At 65.5% G+C, this 15,654-nt stretch carries 16 protein-coding genes; 9 read left to right on the plus strand and 7 right to left on the minus strand.

Going from position 1 to position 15,654, the window contains the following annotated elements; all coding sequences use genetic code 11:
* Nucleotides 1-61: 61 nt before the first annotated feature.
* The 3 genes from pdxA to LHJ54_RS08285 all read right to left on the minus strand — a co-directional run bounded on the left by pdxA (nucleotide 62) and on the right by LHJ54_RS08285 (nucleotide 4,884).
* On the minus strand, nucleotides 62-1,066 hold the full coding sequence (pdxA, locus tag LHJ54_RS08275) for a 4-hydroxythreonine-4-phosphate dehydrogenase PdxA (protein ID WP_228243418.1): 1,005 nt from the start codon (nucleotides 1,064-1,066) through the stop codon (nucleotides 62-64).
* A complete protein-coding gene (locus tag LHJ54_RS08280) occupies nucleotides 1,063-2,424 on the minus strand; it encodes a peptidylprolyl isomerase (RefSeq protein ID WP_228243419.1) in 1,362 nt (453 codons plus the stop codon). Before LHJ54_RS08280 ends, pdxA begins: the two co-directional genes overlap by 4 nt.
* Before the next feature lie 129 nt (nucleotides 2,425-2,553).
* Nucleotides 2,554-4,884: an LPS-assembly protein LptD gene (locus LHJ54_RS08285; RefSeq protein ID WP_228243420.1), complete on the minus strand. Its 2,331-nt coding sequence runs from the start codon at nucleotides 4,882-4,884 to the stop codon at nucleotides 2,554-2,556.
* 137 nt (nucleotides 4,885-5,021) lie between these two features.
* On the opposite strand from LHJ54_RS08285, the gene LHJ54_RS08290 reads away from it, so the two are divergent.
* The 5 genes from LHJ54_RS08290 to LHJ54_RS08310 all read left to right on the plus strand — a co-directional run bounded on the left by LHJ54_RS08290 (nucleotide 5,022) and on the right by LHJ54_RS08310 (nucleotide 8,110).
* A complete protein-coding gene (locus LHJ54_RS08290; RefSeq protein ID WP_228243421.1) occupies nucleotides 5,022-6,479 on the plus strand; it encodes a leucyl aminopeptidase in 1,458 nt (485 codons plus the stop codon).
* A 22-nt stretch (nucleotides 6,480-6,501) separates the two neighbouring features.
* Nucleotides 6,502-6,642 carry a DUF2256 domain-containing protein gene (locus tag LHJ54_RS08295; RefSeq protein ID WP_373457074.1) on the plus strand — a complete coding sequence of 47 codons (141 nt, stop codon included), beginning with the start codon at nucleotides 6,502-6,504 and terminating at the stop codon, nucleotides 6,640-6,642.
* The gene (locus tag LHJ54_RS08300) at nucleotides 6,642-7,076 is read left to right on the plus strand and encodes a DNA polymerase III subunit chi (protein WP_228244334.1); all 435 of its coding nucleotides are present in this window, start codon (nucleotides 6,642-6,644) and stop codon (nucleotides 7,074-7,076) included. The genes LHJ54_RS08295 and LHJ54_RS08300 overlap by 1 nt, the downstream gene beginning before the upstream one ends.
* An 83-nt stretch (nucleotides 7,077-7,159) precedes the next feature.
* Complete coding sequence (ndk, locus tag LHJ54_RS08305) at nucleotides 7,160-7,582, plus strand: nucleoside-diphosphate kinase (protein WP_228243423.1); 423 nt, start codon at nucleotides 7,160-7,162, stop codon at nucleotides 7,580-7,582.
* 84 nt (nucleotides 7,583-7,666) lie between these two features.
* Nucleotides 7,667-8,110 (plus strand): nuclear transport factor 2 family protein, encoded by a 444-nt coding sequence (locus LHJ54_RS08310; protein ID WP_228243424.1) that lies wholly within the window; start codon nucleotides 7,667-7,669, stop codon nucleotides 8,108-8,110.
* Here LHJ54_RS08310 and LHJ54_RS08315 read toward each other — a convergent pair.
* From LHJ54_RS08315 to purM, 3 genes are read right to left on the minus strand one after another with little or no spacing between them, the layout of a single operon-like run.
* A complete protein-coding gene (locus tag LHJ54_RS08315; protein WP_228243425.1) occupies nucleotides 8,107-9,318 on the minus strand; it encodes a sulfotransferase in 1,212 nt (403 codons plus the stop codon). The two genes, LHJ54_RS08310 and LHJ54_RS08315, sit on opposite strands and share 4 nt — an antisense overlap.
* Nucleotides 9,319-9,321: 3 nt before the next feature.
* Complete coding sequence (gene purN, locus LHJ54_RS08320) at nucleotides 9,322-10,299, minus strand: phosphoribosylglycinamide formyltransferase (RefSeq protein WP_228243426.1); 978 nt, start codon at nucleotides 10,297-10,299, stop codon at nucleotides 9,322-9,324.
* On the minus strand, nucleotides 10,292-11,389 hold the full coding sequence (gene purM / locus LHJ54_RS08325; RefSeq protein WP_228243427.1) for a phosphoribosylformylglycinamidine cyclo-ligase: 1,098 nt from the start codon (nucleotides 11,387-11,389) through the stop codon (nucleotides 10,292-10,294). Before purM ends, purN begins: the two co-directional genes overlap by 8 nt.
* A gap of 69 nt (nucleotides 11,390-11,458) precedes the next feature.
* Here purM and LHJ54_RS08330 point away from each other — a divergent pair, with 69 nt between their 5' ends.
* From LHJ54_RS08330 to LHJ54_RS08345, 4 genes are read left to right on the plus strand one after another with little or no spacing between them, the layout of a single operon-like run.
* Entirely contained in the window at nucleotides 11,459-12,751 is a 1,293-nt protein-coding gene (locus tag LHJ54_RS08330) for a heavy-metal-associated domain-containing protein (RefSeq protein WP_228243428.1), read from the plus strand.
* 20 nt (nucleotides 12,752-12,771) lie between these two features.
* Complete coding sequence (locus LHJ54_RS08335) at nucleotides 12,772-13,380, plus strand: ATPase (protein WP_228243429.1); 609 nt, start codon at nucleotides 12,772-12,774, stop codon at nucleotides 13,378-13,380.
* Between the two features lie 30 nt (nucleotides 13,381-13,410).
* Nucleotides 13,411-14,100, plus strand: coding sequence for a serine O-acetyltransferase EpsC (gene epsC / locus LHJ54_RS08340; protein ID WP_228243430.1), 690 nt, complete (start codon nucleotides 13,411-13,413; stop codon nucleotides 14,098-14,100).
* Nucleotides 14,100-14,459, plus strand: a complete 360-nt coding sequence (locus LHJ54_RS08345; protein WP_228243431.1) for a DUF2794 domain-containing protein — start codon at nucleotides 14,100-14,102, stop codon at nucleotides 14,457-14,459. Before epsC ends, LHJ54_RS08345 begins: the two co-directional genes overlap by 1 nt.
* On the opposite strand, the gene LHJ54_RS08350 is transcribed toward LHJ54_RS08345, so the two are convergent.
* Nucleotides 14,456-15,628 carry a hypothetical protein gene (locus LHJ54_RS08350; protein ID WP_228243432.1) on the minus strand — a complete coding sequence of 391 codons (1,173 nt, stop codon included), beginning with the start codon at nucleotides 15,626-15,628 and terminating at the stop codon, nucleotides 14,456-14,458. The two genes, LHJ54_RS08345 and LHJ54_RS08350, sit on opposite strands and share 4 nt — an antisense overlap.
* Nucleotides 15,629-15,654: the final 26 nt, after the last annotated feature.

Here is a 15,654-nt window from a genome sequence, read left to right on the forward strand (position 1 = left end):
CCCGCGTTAACATGGACAGCTTGTCCGGCACACCTGCTTTGCGCCGCTGTCCAACCGATAATCAGCGACGATTGCGCCGCGCCGCGCAGTCACCTGCCATCCGGATCGCAGCCGCCATCGCACCTGGGTTGGCCAATTCCCGTCCCGCAATGTCGAACGCGGTGCCATGATCGGGCGAGGTGCGCACGATTGGCAGGCCCAGAGTGACATTCACCCCTTCGTCGAAATCCAGCGCCTTCAGCGGGATCAGCGCCTGATCGTGATACATGCAGATCGCCACATCGTACCGCGCCCGTGCGCGCGGGGTGAACAGGGCGTCGGCGGGATGGGGGCCGGTGACGTTCATGCCGTCTGCCCGAAGGGCAGCGATGGCGGGCGTGATGATGCGCACGTCCTCCTCTCCGAACCGGCCGCCCTCTCCTGCGTGGGGATTGAGGCCGGCAACCGCGATGCGAGGGTGGTGGATAGCAAAATCGTCGCGCAGCGCACGGGCGGTGATGCGGATGCGGCGTTGCAGAAGATCAGGCGAAAGGAGGCCCGGCACGTCTGCCAGGGCGCAGTGCACCGTCAGCGGCACGGTGCGCAGCGAGGGCCCGGCAAGCATCATGACGGCATCACCCTCCGGCACATCGCACTGCCCGGCGACAAACTCCGTCTGTCCAGGGCAGTCGAAGCCGATTTTGGCCAATTCGGCCTTGTTGACCGGTCCGGTGACGACGCCTGACACGGTGCCTGATACGGCGCTGCGGACTGCCTGTTCCAACGACGCCAGCGCCAGCCTCGCGCCGTCTGCGCAGGGCTGGCCAGGTGTATAGGAGACGGCTGCCACCGGCAACGGCAGAACCGGCAGCGCGGTGGCAAATGCATGCGCTGCCTCGGTCGGAGAGGCGACTTCCACCACAGGCATTCCGGCTCCGGCTGCCCGCAAAACTTCTACGCCGCCCATGACCACAAACGACGGCAGCTGTCGCTCTTCTCGTTCCGCCCAGCAGCGGGCGATCAATTCCGGGCCAACACCCGCCGGATCGCCCAGCGACAGGGCGAGCGGGGGCAGGGCTTCCGTCAATTATACTCGATGAAGGCGTCGTTGCGCAGGTCGCGCAGGTAACGCTGTGCCCGCTTGTTCACGCGGTCCTCTTCAATCCTCGCCATGACCGTATTGAAGTCGGGCCCGCTACCCGCTTCGGGATCGTCGCGGCCGCACAGCATCAGCACGCGCACGCCGTCCTCGATATTGCCGAAGGGGGGTGTCGCCTGACCGACCTGAAGATTCAGGAGGATCGGCTGCAATTGATCGGGGAGCGCGCGCACCGCAATGTCGTTGCTGACCACCGTTCCGCCCATGGCGGCGGCGGCCTGATCCGCGTCGCCGCAGCCGCGAATCGCCTGCACCCCGCGCGAGAAGGACTCGAGCCGGGCTTCGGCCTGCGCCTCTGTCAGGCCAGCCGGAAAGGAAATGGAGATCTGTTTGAGGGACAGCACCGCGTCGCGCGGATCGGCGGTCAGGACCTGCCGCTTGTCGATGAGATAGAGGACGGAGTAACCGCCCGGCACCGCGACAGGCCCGGTAAGCTGCCCCGGTTGCATGGCCTGCGCCGCTTCGGCCAGAGCCTGAGGCAACTGCGCCAGCCTGACAAAACCGAGATCGCCGCCGACTACGGCGGTCGAAGCCTGAGAATACTGCCGGGCATAGGCAACGAAACTGCCGCCCTGGCGCAGCTGCTGCATGATCTGCTGCAACTGGGCCTGCACCTGCGCCGAATTGGCGGGGGTGGCAGCCAAATAAATTTCGCCCAGCCGGTATTCATCGGTTCCGCGCGATGCCTCCAGCCGCTGGATGACGTCGTTCACCTCGTCGCTCGACACGTTGACGAACGGGCTGATGTTGCGGCCAACGAGAGCCTGCCAGGCCAGTTCACCTTCGATCTGCCGCTTCAGCGATGCAGGCGAGGACCCAATGGACTGCAGATAGCGATCCATGGCCGCAATATCCTGACCGAAGTTCTGCGACGCCACCCGGGCATACGTCTGTTCGATGCGGGCCCGGTCTACAGGAAGTTCCTGCGTTCGCGCGGCCTGTATCTGCAGGGTTTCGTCGATGAGGTTGCGCAGCACCTGCTGCCTCAGCCGCGCCATTTCCTCGGGCTGGACCTGCTGCTGTGCGGCGGACACGACCAGCGCAACCCGCTGATCCACGTCGGTGCCCGTGATGACCTCCCCGTTCACGCGGGCATTGGCCACGCGCATGTTGGGGTCATTCGGACGCAGCAGCGCGACTTCGTCCGTAAGGCCAAAGACGTTGCCTTCCGGCGTTGCGGCGGGTTGCTGGCCTGCGGCGGCTTCCTGCGCGGCCCCGGCAATCGGCAGAGCGGCAAGAGCCAGTGCGGCGGTGCTGAGAAGAGCAGAGGCAATCGGTCGGCGCATCAACATCTTTACCCTATGTACGCGGTATGTACGCGGTGAATTTGCGTGTTGGCCGCCAATTGGCGCGTCACGGCTGAACGCAAGCTGATTGGCCCCTTAGCCACTCTTCGCAGCAGAACAAAGTGTTCGTCAGCGAAAGCCAAGGTTCTTGAGCGCGAAAAACAGCTGAAAAGTATTACCTTGTCGCGCATCGCCTGCGGTGACGTAATCGCGCCGCCAGGTCAGCCCCATTTCCAGGCAATCGTCTTCATACGCGACCCCCAGGCGGGTACGGATCGGCTGAAACCCATCGGAGGTGAGGGTCGGATCTTCTTCCGCATCAGTCAGGTTGATGTTGCCCGAACCGAACAGCGACCAGTATTGGGCAAAGCGCACGCGCCCGGCGAACCGCAGTTCTTCCCGGTCCTGCAAATCCTCAAACCCGGTGGCGATGTCCCGGTCGAGTCGGAGATAACCGATTTCGGCATAGGTGCGGGGGGAGCCGATGGTGGCGTCGAACTCGTTGCGTCGCAGCGCCAGGCTGTCCTTGTCGATCCGGAAACGGTGCGTGACCTTGAGGAAATCGCGATACCGCACCTCTGTGCGTCCCACGATGTCGGACACTTGTTCGCTGATGCCTGTGCCGTCGATCAGGAAGTCATCGTTGCCCGACAGGCGGATCGACTGACCCAGTGTCGCCTGTACCAGCCACTGTGGACGTTCAAGCCGCCAGTCGACGCCATAGACCAGTCGCACACCATCCTCGATCCGGTCATAGCCGGGAAAGCGGTTCAGCGAAAAAAGGTTGGTGTCTTCCAGGTCGAAGGCGCGGGAATCCTCGTTCGGCACCGCCAGATTGCGGATGGGCGGGGTGGCGACCAGTTGCACCCGCGGCGTCAGCACCTGTGTTCCCCCGAAGGCCGGACCGACCAGCGGCCATTCGACATCGAGCGCGGCCAGACCGATGGCGCGCGCCTGCACACCGGCCTCCCCACGGTACGCGGGTGTCTCTGTCAGCAATATGTTGTCGGTGTGATAGACATCGGCCCGGCCAAGCGCGGTCAAGGTGACGCGCTGCCCCATGGGGGTGACTGTCCGCCCGCTCCACTGTGCGGCGGCAAAGGCACGCTGGGTGTCCTGACCCTGAGTGCGACCAATAGCCAGCGTGTTCAGCTGAACGTCGATTTCACCCCCCACCGTTGGCACGGGTATGCGGCGGCGGTAGTCGAGCACCGGCAGTGCGACCGGCTGCTGCCCCTGCGGCGCGTTCAGACGCAATGTCTGCGTATTCCACCCCGCCAGCGAGAAATAGGTCTGGCCGGTGATCCGCTCTGCTTCCACCATCGAACGCAGCCGATCCTCGCGGCTGAGATCATAGCGCCGCAAAAAGGTCCGGTCGCTGGCCCGGCGGATGGATGTGGTGATGCTCCAGTTCGGATCGAGCTGGAAGCGGCCATTCGCGAAGATGTACCCGCGCAGGGCGTCTTCCTCCTGCGGCCCGCCTTCCGCGCCCACGTCGATGCGCCTGCTGCCCGTCAGGTACCCGGTGATCTGGTATGCACCAAGTTCGGTGAGGTGGCGCCACTGGGCCGAGGCCATCGGCGGCGCGTCGGTGAAGAGGTGGGCGCCCGCGGTCAGGTCGCGATTGGGGGCGAGGCGCCAGTAGTACGACCCGCTTACCTCCACCCCGTTGTTGCGGCTGATCCGCAGATCGGGGATGAAGAAGCCGGAAGCGGCCGATCCGTCCGTGTTGATCGACAGTCCCGGCAGCGGCAGGACGCGGCGCCCGAACAGGTGAAATGCCGCGCCGCGGAATCTCAACCGATCCCGGGTCGGATCATAGACCACCTGGTCGGCAGTTATCCGCCAGGTGGGGCAGATGTCATCACCGTTCTCGTCCACCACCGCGCAGGAGGTGTACGCGGCGCTTGTCAGGGTCAGCGTGCCGTCCGCGTTGCGGGCACCTTCGCGCGCCGCCACTCGCCCGCCCTGGCCGAGCGCGACGAGGAGATTGCTGATCGTGCCGGCCTCGAATGCGTCGGTCAGGTCGATGCTGTCGGCCAGCAGCTGGTTGCCGTTTTCGTCCACCAGCCGCACCTGCCCGCGCGCGGCGATCTCGCCGGTGGTGCGGTTCCACACCACGGACTCGGCCCGCAGCGAACGATCCTCCGCCTGCAGGAACACGTCCCCCAAGGCGGTTATGATGTCACCGTTCGAATTGTACTCGAGCAGATTGGCGGTGAACTCGATCTGCTGCCCTGCCAGCGGGTTGCCGCTGCCCCGATCGGCCTGCGGCGTTGCCGCCACAACTGCATCTGCCTGCGCATCCGCGGCATCAGATCGGTTGTCGTTTTGACTGCCGGCAACTTCCCGCGCGGTGGGGATGCCGGGCGTGGCGCCGTCCTGCGCCTGACCGGCTGCGCTCCACAGGCTGACTGCCAGCGCGGCGGCAGAGCCGAAGAGGCCGGCCCTAATTCTCATAGACGCGGGTCGCGCTTGAACATCGGGCATTCCGCCCCTACTCCCCTGCGCATCATACCGGCGTGTCCGATGTCAGTGGATGCACCTGTCGTTTCCTCACCTCCGCCGGTTGGCGGGGTCAATCTAGCGGAGCACCAATGCAGTTTCACTTCAGCTCAGACCTTCCCTCGGGCGCGCGGCTTGTTGCCTATCCCGTTCCACAAGGCAAGCTGCCTGACACGCTGGAGCCTGTGCTGCGGGAAGGTGCCGCGGCAGGGCGGTTCACCGGCAAGGCGGGGGAGCTGATCGCCGGCTTTGTCGAGCGGGACGGCGCAGTGCGGCAGGTGGCGCTGGTCGGCATCGGAGAGTTGGGACACGAAGGCCGCGCCGCCGACCTTGAAAAGGCGGGCGGTGCGCTGGTGACGAAATACCTCACCTCGGGACAGACGGAACTGGTGCTGGATCTTACCGGCAGCGGACTGTCCGCGCCTGATGTTGCGTCCCTGCTGATGGGGGTGCGGCTGCGCGCGTGGCGTTATGACAAGTACCGCACGAAGTTGAAGGATGAAGCCAAGCCCACGCTGACAGGCGTCACCGTTGTCGGCGCGAGCGGAGCGGAGGAAGCTTGGAGCCGCGCCAGCGCAGTGGCCGAAGGCGTGGAGCTGGCGCGCGAACTCGTGACGGAACCCGCCAATGTAATCTATCCTGAAAGCTTCGTGGAACGCGTCAGCGCCCGGTTCGCGGGAACCGAGGCGGAGCTCGTCGTCCTTGATGAAGCGCAAATGACGGAACTGGGCATGGGTGCGCTGCTGGGTGTGGGACAGGGATCGGTCCGCGAGTCGCGAGTGCTGGCGATCCGCTGGAACGGCAACCCGCAGGGCGGCGCGCCGACTGCGCTTATCGGTAAGGGGGTTACCTTCGATACCGGCGGTATTTCCCTCAAGCCGGGCGCGGGCATGGAGGACATGAAGTGGGACATGGGCGGTTCGGCGGCTGTCGTGGGCGCGATGCTGGCGCTGGTGAAACGGCGGGCAAAAGCGAACGTCGTCGGCGTTGTCGGCCTGGTCGAGAACATGCCGGATGGTAACGCACAGCGGCCAGGCGATGTCGTCACCTCCATGAATGGGCAAACCATCGAAGTGATCAACACCGACGCCGAAGGACGGCTGGTGCTGGCCGACGTGATGCACTGGGCGCAGCAGGAGTTCTCCCCCGCGCGGATGGTCGATTTCGCGACGCTGACCGGCGCCATGATCATCGCGCTGGGGCACGAACATGGCGGGTTGTTTGCCAATGACGACAAGCTGGCCGAAGATCTGCTGGCGGCCGGACGGGCAAGCGGGGACAAGTTGTGGCGTTTCCCGTTGTCGCCTGCGTATGACAAGCTGATCGACTCTCCGATTGCCGACATCAAGAACGTCGGACCGCGGCAGGCCGGTTCCATCACTGCAGCGCAGTTCCTGCAGCGTTTCGTTTCCGAAGGTACCCCGTGGGCGCATTGCGACATCGCCGGGATGGTTTGGGCGGACAAGCCGGGGGCAACCCATGACAAAGGGGCGACCGGCTATGGCGTGCGGCTGATCGATCAGTTCGTCCGCGACACGCTGGAGAGTTGAGGCCGCGTACGCCATGGCGCGCATGGTCAGGAAAGGCGACCTGCCGCAGAAGATCTGCGCAGGTTGCGGCCTGCCGTTCGCCTGGCGCAAGAAATGGGCTCGGGACTGGGAAGCCGTTCGCTATTGCTCTGAACGGTGCCGCAGAAACAAGGCCGGCGCTTGATGCAAGTCGACTTCTACCAGCTCAGCCGCGATCCGGTTGAGCGTGTCGTGCCGCTGCTGGCCGGCAAGGTGCTCGACAGTGGCGAACGCCTGCTGGTTGTCACCCGCGACGCGGAGCAGCGGCAGGCGCTGTCCAAGGCATTGTGGGAGGCAGAAGGCTTTCTCGCGCACGGGATGGCCGATCTGCCCCATGCCGAGCGGCAGCCGATCCTGCTCTCCGACAGCTGCGCTGCACTGAACGGCGCCCGTATGGCACTGATCGCGGACGGCCGATGGCGCGAGGAAGCGGCAGGGTTCGCGCGCGTGTTCCTGCTGTTCGACGAGGCGGGGACCGTGGCTGCGCGCGAGTTGTGGCAAGCCATGGCCGCACGCGCGGGAGTGGAACGGCGCATCTTCAAGCAGACGCCGCGGGGCGGTTGGCGCGAGGGCGCCTGACCGGAACAGGAGCTTGCGGAGGGTCTGCGCCGCCGCTAGGGCGCGCGGCAACCCAGTTTCCCCAAGTTACAAGGACGATCATCATGGCCACCACTCGCACCTTTTCCATCATCAAGCCGGACGCGACCCGTCGAAACCTGACCGGCGCCGTCACCAAGATGCTGGAGGACGCGGGATTGCGCGTGGTGGCGTCCAAGCGGATCCGCATGACCCGCGAACAGGCCGAAGGTTTCTACGCCGTTCACCGCGAACGCCCCTTCTTTGGCGAACTGGTCGACTTCATGATCAGCGGTCCGGTCGTAGTGCAGGTGCTCGAAGGAGAAGATGCGGTGCGCCGCAACCGGGAAGTGATGGGCGCCACCAACCCGAACGATGCGGACGAGGGCACTATTCGCAAGACCTTTGCTGAATCGATCGAAGCAAACACTGTGCATGGCTCGGATAGTGACGAGAACGCGGCGACAGAAATCGCGTTCTTCTTCAAGGAAGACGAAATTACTGGTTGATTAACATACATGTACTAACAGCATCGACTTAGCGCCGGCTGAGTTCGATTTGTCCTTCGGCGAGCGATGTGATACGCTTCGCCGATGGGCATGTGGTGGAGCCAGGGACGGGCCGACCACGCCAGGAGCGTGGTCGAAGCAGTTGTTGCCGCATTCAATGCGCGCGATTTCGGCGCGCTGCGGGCGCATTTTTCCCCAGACTTCACCTTGGTGGACGGACTGGGCGACACCGCCAGCGGCCGCGATCATGTGCTGACCCTGCTTCAGCGGCTGGTCGCGGCTGATCCGCAGTTCACCATGCATGTGGAAGATATTGCCAGCTATCAGGATTACATGCTGCTCAGCGGGCACACGACCGGATCGCATCACCTGTGCGCGCAGCGTACCTTGTGGAAAATCCTGGTCCGCGACGGCAAGGTGGCTGAATGGCGGAGCTATTCGGCCACCGCGCCTCAGCCCTTCGTGAAATTGCTGACGAAGGCCCAGAAGACCGCCATGGCGATGCTGCCTCTGCAGCAGGTGGACTAGCCGAGGGTTGGATGGCCCTCTGAAGGGAAAGCGCGGCGCTGCTCGCGATGCTGCTGGTGCGCGCCCTGTTGCGCCTTTCGCTGCAGGCGGGTCATGGCCTGTAGCGCGGCGGGCGTGAGTTCCAGCCGCAAGTCGCGATAGAGGCGGCGGATCGCTGCGCGCCAGTCAGACTCCAGCTCGGCGAACTCCACCATGGCCAATGGCTGCTGTGCGTCTGCCAGGTCGCGGGCCAGCCGCTCCTCCCGCAAGGCCGTCTTGCGCTGCCACTCCGCCCTGATGACGGTGAAGTCGGCGCAATCGGTCTGCGGAGCCATCTGCGCCGCCACCAGCGACGCGGCGCTGTCCGCCACCTCGGCGGGTTCGCGTCGCGCCCAGATCAGCCGCGCGTCAGGAAATTGCGCCAGCAGAGCGGGGATCGCTTCGCTGAATTCGGGCACCTTCATCACCCGTGGCCTCGTGACGAGACCGCGGTGGTTCGCATCGGTGCGCAGGATGCGCGCCAGTTCTGTATAGACAGAGGCAGGATCCGTTTCCTCGCACCAGCGGGTAAAACCGGGCACGTGCCACTGCGTGTAATAGGCGCTGCCCGCCAGCGCCGTTGCCATCCAGCCCAGCTCTTCTTCCGCGCCGGTGGCCCGCATCGGGTGCAGGATGTCGAGCCAGGGGTTGAGTATGCGTGCGAGCCGCAGGGCCAGCGCGCTCTTCACGTGGCGCAGGTCCGGACGGGCGGGGACCGGGTGCCAGCTATCGCAGAAACGCGTGAAGCTGTGTGCCGGATCGGCAGCAAGCAGGTGGTGAACGCGCGTCGTCCCGCCGCGCATCTGGCCAAGCACGATCAGCGGCGATGCCAGTTGCGTGGTCAGCAGTGCCGGTTGCTGCCGCCACAAGCGCCCAAGGGCAAGCCGCTGGCGCACTGTCCGCACCAGCATGCCGTACGCGGTCGCCCGGCCCACGTGGTTCAGCTGTGCCTCGACGGTCAATGAACGGGCAAGCACTTCGAGCCGGTCGCGAAAGTCTGCGACATCCCGGGAGCATCGACCTCCGCCTTCGTCTCCGGCATTGAATCCCCGGCTGCCTGCCGTCAAGATCGCTTCCGCCGACAGCTCAGGCCGGGTCGCCCAGCCGCGTGCCCACGCCTCACCCAGCAACGTATTCAGGCGCGCAGCGGAGCGGGACCGGGTGAGTGGATGCGGACGGGGCGGAGCCATGGCTCAGATGTCTCCGGAGGCGCGCAGCAGCTTGACGGCGGATGGCGGCGCGACCGCGCGCCAGCTGCGTTCCAGCCAGCCGGCGATGTTATCCCAGTCGGGATCAGGCCGATCAAGGATCACGCCGATCCACCCGCTGGCACCATAAAACATCGGCTTGAAATAGCTTTCCGGCTGCGCCTCCACCAGGTTGACCAGTTCGTCCATACCCCCGGTTTTCACCAGCAAGGCAACGTGCGGGGAACCATGATGGCGATTGTTGAAGTAAGCAAAGTAGCGGCCGCTTTTCTCGCTTCCCACTCGCCAACCCGGCGCTCCCATGCTGGCCTTTTCGTGCGCTGCAGGCAGCGCCAGCGCCAGTTCGCGGACCTTACCAAGCAGATATTCCGGATCACTGCTCTGCGCGACATAGTCGGACAGTACGCGGGGGTAGAGTTGATGCTCGGCCCACTGCACCCGGCGGGCCAGAGCTTCGGCCGTGTCCCCCGGCTGGATCGCGACGCGGGTCTGGGCCAGCACCTCGCCGCCGTCCAGCTCATCCGAGACGAGGTGCACGCTGCATCCTGCGTGCGTGTCGCCCGCCGCAAGGGCGCGTGCGTGGGTGTCCAGGCCCTTGTATCGGGGCAACAAAGAAGGGTGGATGTTCAGCATGCGCCCCTGCCACTGTGAGACGAACCCTGAACCCAGCACGCGCATGTATCCGGCCAGCGCCACGTAATCGGCCCCGCTCTCTGCGATGGCCTGCAGCATGGCCGCGTCGTGATCCGCCCGCGCCATCCCCTTGTGCGACAGGGCGAAGCCCGGCACTCCTTCCGCTGAGGCCAGGGCCAGTCCGGGCGCATCCGGGTTGTTGCTGGCTACCAGCACGATTTCGTAGGTCGCGCGGTGCAGCCTGCTTGCATAGAGCAGGGCGGCCATGTTGCTGCCAGTGCCGGAGATCAGCACCGCGACCTTCGCCTTGCGCGGGGCGGCCTCAGGCAAGGTGGCGCGCCTCCCACTCCTGCCGGGCTGCCCAGGTTCCCGCCGACCCGCCGACGATGCAGCCGCGATCGCCTGCCTCGATTGCGCCAATCCTGAAGACCGTCTCTCCGCTGGATTGCAGACGGGCTGTTGCGGCCGCGATCTGGTCAGGCGCAACGACGAGCACCATGCCGACCCCGCAGTTGAAGGTTCGGACCATCTCCGCCGGTTCGATATTCCCCTGTGCTTGCAGAAACGCCATCAGCCGGGTCTGCGGCCATGCATCCGCGTCGATCCGCGCCAGGCAACCTTCGGGCAGAACCCGTGGCACGTTTTCCAGCAGTCCGCCGCCGGTGATGTGCGCCAGCCCGGCGATCATGCCGTCCCGAACCAGCGGCAGCAGGCTGGCGACATAAATCCTGGTCGGTTCGAGGAGCCAGTCGATCAGCAACCGGTCCGGGTCGAACAGGGCAGGGCGGTCGAGCTTCCAGTTCTTGTCCGCCGCCAGCCGGCGCACCAGCGAGTAACCGTTCGAATGCACCCCGGAACTGGCGAGGCCAAGCAGGATGTGGCCCGGCGCGATCCTTTCGCCGGTCAGTTGCATACCCCGCTCCACCGCGCCGACGCAAAACCCGGCGAGGTCATAGTCGCCCGCCGCGTACATGCCCGGCATTTCCGCGGTTTCGCCGCCGATCAGCGCGCAACCCGCCTGCCGGCATCCGTCGGCGATGCCGCCGATCACCCGCTCCGCCACCGTGTTGTCCAGCTTGCCCGTGGCGAAGTAGTCGAGGAAGAACAGCGGTTCGGCGCCTTGCACGATCAGGTCGTTGACGCACATCGCCACCAGGTCGATGCCGACACCTTCGTGCCGATCGTGGTCAATCGCCAGCTTCAGCTTGGTTCCAACGCCGTCGTTCGCCGCCACCAGCAGAGGGTCGTTGTATCCCGCTGCCTTCAGATCGAAGAACCCGCCGAAGCCGCCGAGTTCGCTGGTGGCACCCGGCCGCGCCGTTCCGCGCGCCAGGGGGCCAATCGCCCGGACCAGCGCATTGCCCGCGGTGATGGAAACGCCTGCCTTGGCATAGGTGTAGGATGACGGCTGCTCGTGCATGCAAGCCGCCATAACGATTGATGCTTGGAATTCCACGGCTGTTTAGGCAAAAGGCTGTGGCTTTCTTCCATGATGCTCTCGCTTCCCCCTATCTTCAGGCCGCTTCAGCGCGGTCGCTACCTGCTTTTCGCAGGGCTCGCCGTACTCGGCATCCTGTTGTGCGCCGCGGTCCTGCTGGCGCAGGTCGGCGGGGATCGCGGCATCGCGCCAGTGGCGGTGACGACCGATATCGAGGTCGGCGGAATACAGGTGAACGTGCGCGGCGACAGCCCGGAAGCAGCCCGGGTAGCCGGCTGGCGAGAGGCGCAGCAGCTTGCGTGGAAAAAGATCGGCGGACCTGACCTGCCCGATTCGCAGCTGGAGAGCCTTGTTTCCGCCATCATCATCGAGGAGGAGCGGATCGGCCCGCGCCGCTACATCGCCACCCTGGGCGTGATCTTCGACCGACAGCGCGCCGGGCGTCTGCTGGGAGAAGCAGGGCAGCTCGCCAAATCGCCGCCAATGCTCGTAATTCCGGTGACGCTCTCTGCGGGAACCGCAACGACATTCGAGATGCGCAATGCATGGCAACGCGCCTGGGCGGAGTTTCAGCCGGGCAGCAGCAGGATCGACTACGTCCGTCCGTCTGGTGCGGGTGGGCAGTCGTTGCTGATCAACTACGGCCAGGCCGAGCGGCGCAGCCGTTACTGGTGGCGCAATATCCTGGACCAGTTCTCCGCTTCCGGAGTGGTCATCCCGATGGTGCGGCTCAATCATCTGTTCCCCGGCGGCCCGGTGGAGGGGGAATTCACTGCCCGCTTTGGCCCTGACAACCGCTATCTCGACAGCTTCCGCCTGCAAGTGGATCGACCCGAACAGCTGCCGGCCATGCTGGCGCAGGCCGTGCGCCGCTTTGACCAGATCTATACGCAGGCGTTCAATGCAGGTCTTCTGGGGGTCGACCCAACTCTGGCCTTGCAGGGAGGCGAAATCGACCCGGGACTGCGCCGCCTGATGGAGATCGGCGAACAGTTGCGCGCGGCGGAGCGGCAGCGAAATGTCGCGGCGCAAGCGGCGGAGCCTGCCGCCACTCCTGCCGCCACGCCAACGCCGGCGGCGCCCGCTCCGACCGCCGAACCCGCTGTGGTCAGCGTGGTGACAGTCCAGTTCGCCACACCGGACGCTGGCAGCGTCGATGCGATTTTGGGCGCGGTGCGGAGCATTCCGCAGGTTCGATCAGCAACGACCCGCAGCCTTGCGCTGGGCGGTACGTCGGCAATGACGGTGCAGTTCACCGGCAACCCCACAGCCCTGATCGATGCCTTGCGCGAACGGGGTTTCACCGTGCAGCAGGGCGGATCGGTGCTGACGATCAGCCGGTGAACGGTCCGGGAGCCGCTCGCGTGCAGCTGGCACTGCCACTACTCGACGCCGGCGAGGATGCTTCACGGATCGTCTTGGGAGCGGCGAATACTGCGGCGGTTCAGGCGCTAGCCAAGCCCTCTGCGTGGCCGTTCGGGACCGCCATCCTCGCCGGACCGCCGCGTTCGGGCAAGTCGCTGCTCGGCCGATGGTTCGCCGCGCGGCATCCTGCCGCCGAAGTGGTGGACGAGGCGGAGCACGTACCGGAGGTCGACCTGTTCCACATATGGAACCGCGTGCAGGAGCGTGGCCACCCCCTGTTGCTGATCACCGGTGACGAGGTGTGGCAAGTCAGCCTTGCCGACCTGCGGTCACGTCTCGCGTCCGCGCTTCACCTCGCGGTGGAACTTCCGGATGACGCGATGCTGGCAAGTCTGATCGATCTTCATGCCGAACGCCGCCGCCTTGTATTGGGCGAGGGCGCCGCTACCTATCTCGCAGCGCGGATACGCCGCAGCTATGCCGCCGCGGAAACGGTGGTGGCCGAAATCGACCGGCTCAGCCTGCAACGCAAGCTTGCGCCCACCCGGGCGATCTGGCGGGAAGCACTGGAGGCGTTGGAACAGCCGGAGCAGTCGCGGCTTTGCTGAGTTGAAGGCAGGAGGGTTGTTGTAGAGACCATGTTCGATCGACTCCGCCTGTACCTCGATTCCATCCGCGCGCGAGATCCTGCGCCGCGATCACGATGGGAGGTGCTGCTGTATCCCGGCGTTTTGGCGCTTGGCCTGCATCGCGTCGCTCACTGGCTGTTCGAGGCGGAGTTGTTCTTCCTTGCGCGGTTCGTCAATCACCTGTCGCGTTTCCTCACTGCTATCGACATCCATCCTGGCGCCCGCATCGGGCGAAACTTCTTCGTCGATCATGGCTTCACCGTAATCGGCGAAACGGCGGAGATCGGCGACGATGTGACGATTTATCAGAACGTCACCTTGGGCGGAACCAACCCCGCGAACGGCATCGCCGGCAAGCGGCACCCGACTATCGGCGACGGTGTGATCATCGGGTCTGGCGCACAAGTGATCGGTCCCATCGTGGTCGGTCGGCGCGCGCGCATCGGGGCCAATGCCGTGGTGCTCGACGACGTGCCCGACGGCGCTACAATGGTGGGTTTCAAGGCGCGTTCGACGCTTGTTCCGGTGGAAACCTACATGCGCGGTTTCATGCCATACGGAACCCCGTGCGACGAGCCGGGCGAACCTAGGAGGGGTAAGCTGGAGGATCTCGAACAGGAGGTTGCGGCTTTGCGCGCCGAACTGGCGGCGCTGCGTTCTGAGCAGGCGAGCACGCGCCGCAGCGGGACGGATAATTGATGCTGGGCAGCGGCCCAGGCGGCGCGACCATCCTGCCTTTTCAGCCAGCCCGTGACGGGCAGGTCGGTTTTACCCGCGAGGAACTGACCCGCATCCTTGACCTCTACGGCCGCATGGTGGCCGGCGGCGTGTGGCGGGATTACGCGATGGACTTCACGCGGGACGCAGCCAGCTTTTCCGCCTTTCGCCGCACTGCGGAGCGACCACAGGCGCGGGTTGAAAAGCGGCCCGCCAACCGTAGCCGGCAGGGCATGTGGACCCTGTTCGGCGAACACGGTCAGGTGTTGAAGCGCGGGCATGAACTGTCCGGTGTGCTGGCCCCGATGGAGCGACGACTGGTCAAGCTGGTCGATGATTAGGCGGATAATCCAGCCGGAGGGAATGGCGGGACTGTGGCAGGCGGAACGACCTCCTGCCAAACAGCGGGCAAACCTGCCACCAGCCGCGAGCGCAGCGGAGTCCAGAACGCCGACAGCGTCAGCAGCGCCGAACCGATCACCAGCGCGGTGAGCGCGAAGTTCAACTCGACCGCCCCGAAGCGGTCGAACAGGAACCCCAGTGCCACCAGCACATAGGCCAGCGCCGATACCAACAGGGCGCGCCGGTCGATAACGAGAGCGACCAGACCGAACAGCACATAGATCGCCACGACCACCACTGCTACGCCGACGCCGACTTCATCTCCGCCATCCATGATGCCGAGCGAGTAGAAGATCGGGTGCGCGATCATCGGTGCGGCCAGCAGGTGCAGCCAGAAGGCAACGTCGCTGCGCCGCGTGGTCCGCTCCCGGTCGGACATGTCCCACCGCATGGCGAAGGCGAAAATGGCGAGGCCGGCGACGAATACGAGCCACAGGGCGACGGTGCCGGAGTTCTCGACACCGGCAGCCTCAAGACCGGCGATAATCAAAAACAGTACCGTGACAGCCAGCGCGCCGACCCCTGCCGCGACCGTGATCGGCACCATGAAGCGCCGCCAGTGCAGCCATGCCGCTCCCGCCGTAATCAGTCCGGCAACGGAGATGAGCAGTGCTCCGGCGGCCGCGTTGTCGTTCTGCACCAGAACGTCGCCCAACCCGAAGAGCGCCGCGAATACCCCGCCCGTGAAGGCGAGCAGGAGCAGGATGGACGGCAGGGCCATCCGCCGCCGCCGGGTGAACACTTCCGCCAGCGGCCAGGCGGTCGCGGCCACGAGCAAGCCGGAGAACAGCCGGCTCATCCCGGAGTTGTAGGCGTTCTGCTGCGCCCACAGGCCCATCGCTGCGTTGCTCGCGCCCGGTGGGGGAAACTCAGGCGCCGGAGCGAACACGCCTGCCAACGCCTGCCCGATCGCACCCGCCGCGACCAGCATGATGACGATGGCGATGGCCACGAAGATGTCGTTGAAGCTGTTGACGAGGCGGAAACTTTCCTCGTCGCTGCGCGGCATGGCGCGCACACTCGTCATGTGCGCGCGGAAGGCCGCGGCCGCATCGGGGCTCAAAGCCCCTGCGGCCACCGCCGAGTTGATGTCGTCGTCGCTGTACATAACCCGCCCCGGCTGTTCTGGAGCGA

The sequence above is a fragment of the Porphyrobacter sp. GA68 genome (assembly GCF_022605525.1).
In the GTDB taxonomy this organism is placed as follows: domain Bacteria; phylum Pseudomonadota; class Alphaproteobacteria; order Sphingomonadales; family Sphingomonadaceae; genus Qipengyuania_B.

What these genes read in the sequence shown, in the direction of transcription:
- LHJ54_RS08310 (WP_228243424.1), top strand. Translation starts at nt 7,667, where the DNA reads ATGGGCATGTGGTGGAGCCAGGGACGGGCCGACCACGCCAGGAGCGTG.
- LHJ54_RS08295 (WP_373457074.1), top strand. Translation starts at nt 6,502, where the DNA reads ATGGTCAGGAAAGGCGACCTGCCGCAGAAGATCTGCGCAGGTTGCGGC.
- LHJ54_RS08290 (WP_228243421.1), top strand. Translation starts at nt 5,022, where the DNA reads ATGCAGTTTCACTTCAGCTCAGACCTTCCCTCGGGCGCGCGGCTTGTT.
- ndk (WP_228243423.1), top strand. Translation starts at nt 7,160, where the DNA reads ATGGCCACCACTCGCACCTTTTCCATCATCAAGCCGGACGCGACCCGT.
- LHJ54_RS08350 (WP_228243432.1), bottom strand. Translation starts at nt 15,628, where the DNA reads ATGTACAGCGACGACGACATCAACTCGGCGGTGGCCGCAGGGGCTTTG.
- LHJ54_RS08330 (WP_228243428.1), top strand. Translation starts at nt 11,459, where the DNA reads ATGATGCTCTCGCTTCCCCCTATCTTCAGGCCGCTTCAGCGCGGTCGC.
- LHJ54_RS08345 (WP_228243431.1), top strand. Translation starts at nt 14,100, where the DNA reads ATGCTGGGCAGCGGCCCAGGCGGCGCGACCATCCTGCCTTTTCAGCCA.
- purM (WP_228243427.1), bottom strand. Translation starts at nt 11,389, where the DNA reads ATGCACGAGCAGCCGTCATCCTACACCTATGCCAAGGCAGGCGTTTCC.
- LHJ54_RS08280 (WP_228243419.1), bottom strand. Translation starts at nt 2,424, where the DNA reads ATGCGCCGACCGATTGCCTCTGCTCTTCTCAGCACCGCCGCACTGGCT.
- LHJ54_RS08315 (WP_228243425.1), bottom strand. Translation starts at nt 9,318, where the DNA reads ATGGCTCCGCCCCGTCCGCATCCACTCACCCGGTCCCGCTCCGCTGCG.
- epsC (WP_228243430.1), top strand. Translation starts at nt 13,411, where the DNA reads ATGTTCGATCGACTCCGCCTGTACCTCGATTCCATCCGCGCGCGAGAT.
- LHJ54_RS08300 (WP_228244334.1), top strand. Translation starts at nt 6,642, where the DNA reads ATGCAAGTCGACTTCTACCAGCTCAGCCGCGATCCGGTTGAGCGTGTC.
- LHJ54_RS08285 (WP_228243420.1), bottom strand. Translation starts at nt 4,884, where the DNA reads ATGAGAATTAGGGCCGGCCTCTTCGGCTCTGCCGCCGCGCTGGCAGTC.